Here is a 6440-nt window from a genome sequence, read left to right as displayed (position 1 = left end):
TGTGAAATTTTGTACTTAAAGTAACGCTACAGGTTAACATATGTAATTCCAAGATTAAGTGGTGACTAGGTCAATATTTTAAAAAATGAAAATGAAGGGGACGTTTGATATGTCTAAAAAAATATACATTATCCATGAAAATGATGATTGGACCTCTCATTTAACAAAACGATTGGATGAATTAAACCTGCCATATGAGGCATGGCATCTTGATAAAGGGATCATCGATTTAACTTCGTTACCGCCAGAAGGGGTATTTTATAATCGTATGAGTGCGTCCTCTCACACAAGAGATCACCGATTTGCACCTGAGTTGACTGGTGGAATTCTTGATTGGCTTGAATTCCATAATCGAACTGTTTTTAATAGTAGTAATGCATTACGTCTTGAACTTAGCAAAATTAAACAATATACAGCGCTTGAAGCGAGTGGAATTCGAACTCCAAAAACAATTGGTGCAGTGGGCCGCGAGCAAATTATAGAAGCTGCTGAAAAGCTAGGAACAGCCCCATTCATTACTAAACATAATCGGGCTGGTAAAGGACTTGGAGTCCAATTGTTCCAAACTGTTGAATCATTGAAGTTACATGTTAATAGTCCTGCATTTGAAGAGTCTGTAGATGGAATTACGCTTATCCAGGAGTATATCCAATCACCAGATTCCTATATTACAAGAGCTGAGTTTGTAGGTGGCAAATACGTTTATTCTGTAAGGGTCGATACGTCAGAAGGATTTGAGCTATGTCCAGCGGATGTATGTCAAATTGGCGACCTATTTTGTCCTGTAGGAGAAGAAGTAGAAGTAAGACCTAAGTTCGAAATTGTAGAAGATGTCGATCGTGATTTAATCGAACGCTATGAAGCTTTTCTAAAGGCTGTTAAAATTGATGTTGCCGGCATTGAATTTGTAAAAAATGCCGCTGGTGAAATTTTTACGTATGACGTCAATACAAACACAAACTATAATTCAGACGCAGAAGCAAAAGCAGAAAAATATGGAATGCTCGAGCTTGCAAAGTTTCTTGGAGAAGCTTTGGAGAGAATATAAGTTTGACCGCAGGGACATGGTTCCTGCATTTTTTTTTGGCTGCTAAGATTGTTGACAAAAGAGTTTAGAATAACTTCAAATTTTATACTGAAGATGAATGTAAATACCTTCAAGCCTAGTAAAAATCGTAGGAAAAATTAGTTGCATTTAATGTGAGGAGTGATTTTTCGGTTAGTCTATTGGAAAACACATTCCAAATATCTGTAATAATCCTACTCTTATGTTCATTCTATTATTAGAGGGGTCCCGTCAGGAAGCGCATTTTCCTGACACTCCCCCCTTTCTGTTATGACATAATTAACAATTCGAAGTATAAAAGTCAAAATGAAAGGAGCGACCAATGCAAATTTGTAGAACAGCTGTCAAAATCACCGCACATAGATGGTTAATCCTCTTCACGTAACAGAAGGGCTTCCTTTCCCATGACCGCAAGCTCAATGGTTTCAAGCGTTTTGCAATAATTCCCGAATATATCTCCATTCACATCGACTTCCTTATGAATATAGTCCAGAACATGCCAATCCTCAAACCAGTCGCCGCTTTCTGCGTCTTCATGAGTAGAATTCGGCCAGGAGTATTTTAACGGTGGGCTGTACAACCGGTCGGCGGCACCTTTTCTCAACTTACAATTCTTGACCCGAGGTTTATAAAGGGAACGGGGAAAAAATTCGTTTACATTGTTAAACAAATCGGGCCAATAATCTTTTCGTGAACCCGTATGGGGATGATCGTGCGCCCATTTCAAAACGCCAGCTGAAATATTTTTTCGCTGAAAAAGAAGAGCATACAATCTTTTTCCGAATAAAATTCGTTCGTGAAGCGAAGTGAAATGGCGCGAGGTAGCGCCGGCAAGTAAGGCTTGTTGCCTATCTTCCTCTGCACAGTATGGAAAAAGAATGTGATTGAGACGCAAAAAATCATACAACTTGAAGCTGACCGTACCGGTTACGGTTTTTTTAAAGTGATCATTTTGGATCAATCTTTTTTCCAAATAACTTTGTTCATTGATCACAGTCGCAATCGTAAGAGTGTAGGAATCCCCACTGTTCCAAAAATAACGCCACATCGTTTCCATAAAGGTGGAAATGTAAAAAAAGGGCAAAAGGTGGAACATTTCCTGGTTGGCTTTCACACTTAGGTCATAAATCAAACACTGGGGATACACATCCTGAAAAATCAACCAGCTGCCGCGTTCCAAGAAAGAATAAATCGCCTGCTGATCTCTTTCCGGGAGAAGTTTTGTCAGCAAGTCCCCTTTTAAATCGGTCATATTCCAGCCAACATTCCGCGATACCATATGTCCAAGAAAGGCCCAATGGATTTCTGGGTGCTCAAGGTAAAAATTATAATAAGCCTGAGTCCGTGTCACGTTGTTTTGATTATGTTGTTTTGTCTGTTCTCTTATATAGTAAATACGTTGTTTATCGTTTTCGGATAAAGAGGGCAGGAGGCCGGAAGATTTACTTTTTAATTTTTTTTTCAAATCCTTTTTTATATCCGAATAGGAATTAAGCAAAAGTAATCATCCCTTATCAATATTTCATTTGAATTGCGTCCGATTCTCCCATAAAGAAATGCATATTCATATTGTTAGAAGAATATGAATACAACGTGAGTATTCGAAAGAGGGGGGTAACATGAGGCATCGGGTACATGCGGAAATGAACCGAATCGTCGATCAGGTCATTAGGGACCAAACAGATGACGGGTCCTGGCAATATCCTTTCGAAACCGGCATCGGAATAGACTGTCACATGATTATCTTATTGCGGACATTGGAGATAGATGACGAGGATTTCATAAAAGAACTGGTGGAACGTATTGCAGGGAAACAGAAGAAAGATGGTTCATGGGGATTGTTCTATGATGAAGATAAAGGGAATCTTACGTCCACAGTGGAAGCTTATTATGCCCTTCTTTACTCCGGTTACAGGGATCGGGGTGACCCGGATATCAAGGCAGCAAGAAGGTTTATCCTTGCCAACGGAGGGGCTACGGAAGTCCATATATTTTTTAAAATCCTGCTGGCTCTAACCGGACAGTGCGAGTGGCCGCCTTTCCCCATTAAGATTGAAGTGCTGCTTATACCAGACTCCTTTCCAATCAATCTTTTTGACATCTCCGTGTATGGCAGAACGAACATCATCCCGTTTCTAATTCTGGCCAATTTGGGTTTCAGCAGGAGAACGGAACGGTCTCCTGATCTCTCTGATTTGTATCTGAAAAGAGAAAATCATTTTTTTACAGAAGATTCGGAATTCCGCTCGGTTATTGATTTGATTCAAAAAGGACTGAAAGGGCTGAAAGACTATCCCGGAAACCTTCGCGAGTTAGCTTTATATCGCGCCGAACAATATATGCTTGATAGAATAGAACCGGACGGCACCTTTTGTAATTATTTCGGTTCAACTTCTATGATGATTTTTGCCTTATTGGCGAGGGGATATTCGAATACACATCCGGTGATTACCCGCGCCTTGCTAGGCTTAAAATCGATGACCTGCCGGATTGATGGAGAACTTCACTGCCAATATGCGACGGCTACGGTCTGGAACACGACGTTAATCAGTTATGCTCTGCAAGAATCCGGAGTCCCTTATTCATCGAATACCGTCCAGAAGGCAAACCGATATATCCTTTCCCGGCAACATGTCAAATACGGGGATTGGATCATTCATGAACCGAATCTTTTGCCGGGAGGCTGGGGCTTTGAGGACATGAATACAATCCATCCGGATATTGACGACACAACGGCTGCACTAAGAGCGATTCGAACGTTGGTCATCGAAAGGGTGGATTGTCGGCAGGCATGGGATCGGGGAATCAACTGGCTCATTTCCATGCAAAACAATGATGGTGGATGGGCGGCATTCGAAAAGAATGTGAACAAGAAACTATTGAACCTATTACCGATCGAGGGCGGAAAAGATTTGTTGATTGATCCTTCGACGGTTGATTTAACGGGAAGGACATTAGAGTTTTTCGGGAACTATACCCATTTGGATTTTCATCATCCCATTGTGAAACGCGGGATTCGTTGGCTGTTAAAGAATCAAGAGTCGGATGGTTCTTGGATAGGGCGCTGGGGCGTCTATATTTATGGCACATGGGCGGCGGTAACGGGAATGGTTGCGGTTGGGGTTTCCCCGAATCATCCTGCCATTCAGAAGGCTGTAAACTGGTTAAAAGCCATTCAAAATCAAGACGGAGGTTGGGGAGAATCCTGTAAAAGTGATATCGAAAATTGTTATGTGCCTTTGGGCGAAAGTACCCGCACTCATACAGCATGGGCCCTTGACACACTTATCTCGGCCGCGACTGAAGTGACACCTAACATTAAACGCGGCGTAGCTTTTTTAGTGGATAGAAAAGAAAAAGATTGGACAAATACCTACCCGAAAGGAAGAGGAATGGCGGGAGCCTTTTATATCAATTATCATTGTTACGAATACGTTTTTCCGTTACTGGCCCTGGCCCATTATCAAAAATTAGCTGAAGGAAGCTAAACAGGTATCTGTGGATTTAATAAGCTTTCAAGTGACTACTAGCATATTTTTATAGTCTGTCCCATACAATGAACAAAACTACAACATGACAAGGTCTTGATGAAAAACAAATTCTTTCCGAAGCAGGAGGCAAAAGATGCTTGAAACTCTCCGCCAATTTTTCGATCTTCATACAGTTATTTGGTTGTTTCCAATCATTTTTATTTTCCATGACTTAGAAGAGATCATGACCATTGAATCGTCCATGAATGCACACAAAAACAGAAAAGCTCCCTTCGTCAAACTAACATTAGAAATGAGGGAAAAACTTGGATCGACCGCTGCCCAACTTTCTATTTCGGCTACATGGATTTTGCTGATTATCTCATTCACTACATTGATGACTGCCCATTCCTCATTAAACGGAGGGGGCTTTCTTTTATATACAGCCATACTCAATTTGTTTATTCTTCAGGCGATCATCCATATTATTCAGTCCATCTTTTTCAAAGGCTACACACCTGGCATCATAACGGCGCTATTCCTTCTTATCCCTTACGCTCTTATTGCCTATGACCGATTGTTCCAATCCGGCCTGATAGACGGGCATTTAATTTTCGCAAGTCTCCCCGTTAGCCTAGTTATGATTTTTGTTTTTCTTGTTGGCAATCTTTTAAGCCGATACTTTATAAAATAGTTGCAGGTGGTGAGTACATTGCATGTTGTTATAGCGGGAGGAAGCGGGTTTGTAGGTCAAGCCCTGACTCACCTGTTGACTCAAAAAGGCCATCGAGTAACCATATTAACGCGTCTTCCTGATCATAAAAGAAGAACAAGTGAATTCGTTCATTATGTTGATTGGCTTTCTGCAGATCATCAACCTGAAAACGAACTTAAAGATGTTGATGCGATGGTCAATTTGGCCGGGGAATCAATTAATAGCGGACGGTGGACCCAAAGTAAAAAAGAGGCTATTTTGAATAGCCGTCTTACATCCACAAAAGAGGTCATTCGAATTTTGAAACATCTTCATCCAAAGCCAAAAGTTCTTGTTAACGCTTCAGGTGTAAGTTATTACGGGATGTCAGACTTCAAAACGTTTAATGAGTCCTCCAAAAGTGATGCAAACGATTTTTTGGCCAGTGTTGTCAAGCATTGGGAGAAAGAAGGGGCAATGGCGAAAGAATTAGGCGTTCGAACGGTCTGCGCGCGTTTCGGCATCATTCTAGGTCAAGAGGGTGCCTTTCCGCGAATGGTGCTAACGTATAAATTGGGTATCGGGGGGACAATCGGCAGTGGGATGCAATGGATTTCTTGGGTGCACATTCAAGATGCGGTTGAGATGGTTTACTTCGCCATCATGAACCCTGAAGTAGATGGACCGTTGAATGTGACCTCTCCTCATCCAATACGCATGTCATCATTCGGACAGTCCATTGCAGACGTCCTTCACCGCCCATATTGGCTCCATGTTCCTGGGGTTGTAGTAAAAGTAGTACTTGGTGAAATGAGTCAGTTGGTATTAAAAGGGCAGCGGGTACTCCCTCAAAAAGCACTTCACCACAATTACTCCTTTCAATTTCCAGACGTAAAAAGTGCACTTTCTGATATTCTAGGTTAAAGATACATTGCACCGGAATGAAGGAGGAAACTTATAATTAAGCTTTAATCATGACAGTACGACGGGCCCTCCCTGCGTTGAATAGCACGCCGTGTCCTTAATCAGCTGTTCGTAGAAAACACTGTCTGGCATTTGGAGAGAACTTTTTTGCATATGGTGTACCGTCAGATAAACGTGGAATGTTGGCGGTACCCCAAAATAAAACAGTTATATGGAATTAGGGTTCTATTTTGAGATAACCCTTTATGTGTACTCTTACTAAAAGGCACTTTTCTGTAATAAGGAA

At 41.4% G+C, this 6440-nt stretch carries 5 protein-coding genes; 4 read left to right on the top strand and 1 reads right to left on the bottom strand.

Features of this window, described 5'->3' with window-relative positions; translation table 11 throughout:
* The first annotated feature begins 109 nt into the window (after positions 1-109).
* Positions 110-1048: an ATP-grasp domain-containing protein gene (locus tag V7149_RS08415; protein WP_335345200.1), complete on the top strand. Its 939-nt coding sequence runs from the start codon at positions 110-112 to the stop codon at positions 1046-1048.
* 385 nt (positions 1049-1433) lie between these two features.
* Here V7149_RS08415 and V7149_RS08410 read toward each other — a convergent pair whose 3' ends face one another.
* A complete protein-coding gene (locus tag V7149_RS08410; RefSeq protein ID WP_335353361.1) occupies positions 1434-2564 on the bottom strand; it encodes a DUF2515 family protein in 1131 nt (376 codons plus the stop codon).
* A gap of 121 nt (positions 2565-2685) precedes the next feature.
* Here V7149_RS08410 and shc point away from each other — a divergent pair, with 121 nt between their 5' ends.
* The 3 genes from shc (at position 2686) to V7149_RS08395 (ending at position 6154) form a co-directional block, all read left to right on the top strand.
* Positions 2686-4554 carry a squalene--hopene cyclase gene (gene shc / locus V7149_RS08405; protein ID WP_335345198.1) on the top strand — a complete coding sequence of 623 codons (1869 nt, stop codon included), beginning with the start codon at positions 2686-2688 and terminating at the stop codon, positions 4552-4554.
* 136 nt (positions 4555-4690) lie between these two features.
* Positions 4691-5230 carry an HXXEE domain-containing protein gene (locus V7149_RS08400; RefSeq protein WP_335345197.1) on the top strand — a complete coding sequence of 180 codons (540 nt, stop codon included), beginning with the start codon at positions 4691-4693 and terminating at the stop codon, positions 5228-5230.
* An 18-nt stretch (positions 5231-5248) separates the two neighbouring features.
* The gene (locus tag V7149_RS08395; RefSeq protein ID WP_335345196.1) at positions 5249-6154 is read left to right on the top strand and encodes a TIGR01777 family oxidoreductase; all 906 of its coding nucleotides are present in this window, start codon (positions 5249-5251) and stop codon (positions 6152-6154) included.
* The last annotated feature ends 286 nt before the right edge of the window (positions 6155-6440 follow it).

It is taken from the genome of Bacillus sp. JJ1503 (assembly GCF_036965125.1).
Taxonomy (GTDB): domain Bacteria; phylum Bacillota; class Bacilli; order Bacillales; family Cytobacillaceae; genus Cytobacillus.
The sequence above is the reverse complement of the archived record's forward strand: the minus strand, read 5'-3'. Positions and strand labels throughout refer to the sequence as shown.

Excerpts from the sequence above, each read along its gene's own strand:
- V7149_RS08415 (WP_335345200.1), top strand. The coding sequence starts at position 110 with ATGTCTAAAAAAATATACATTATCCATGAAAATGATGATTGGACCTCT.
- shc (WP_335345198.1), top strand. The coding sequence starts at position 2,686 with ATGAGGCATCGGGTACATGCGGAAATGAACCGAATCGTCGATCAGGTC.
- V7149_RS08400 (WP_335345197.1), top strand. The coding sequence starts at position 4,691 with ATGCTTGAAACTCTCCGCCAATTTTTCGATCTTCATACAGTTATTTGG.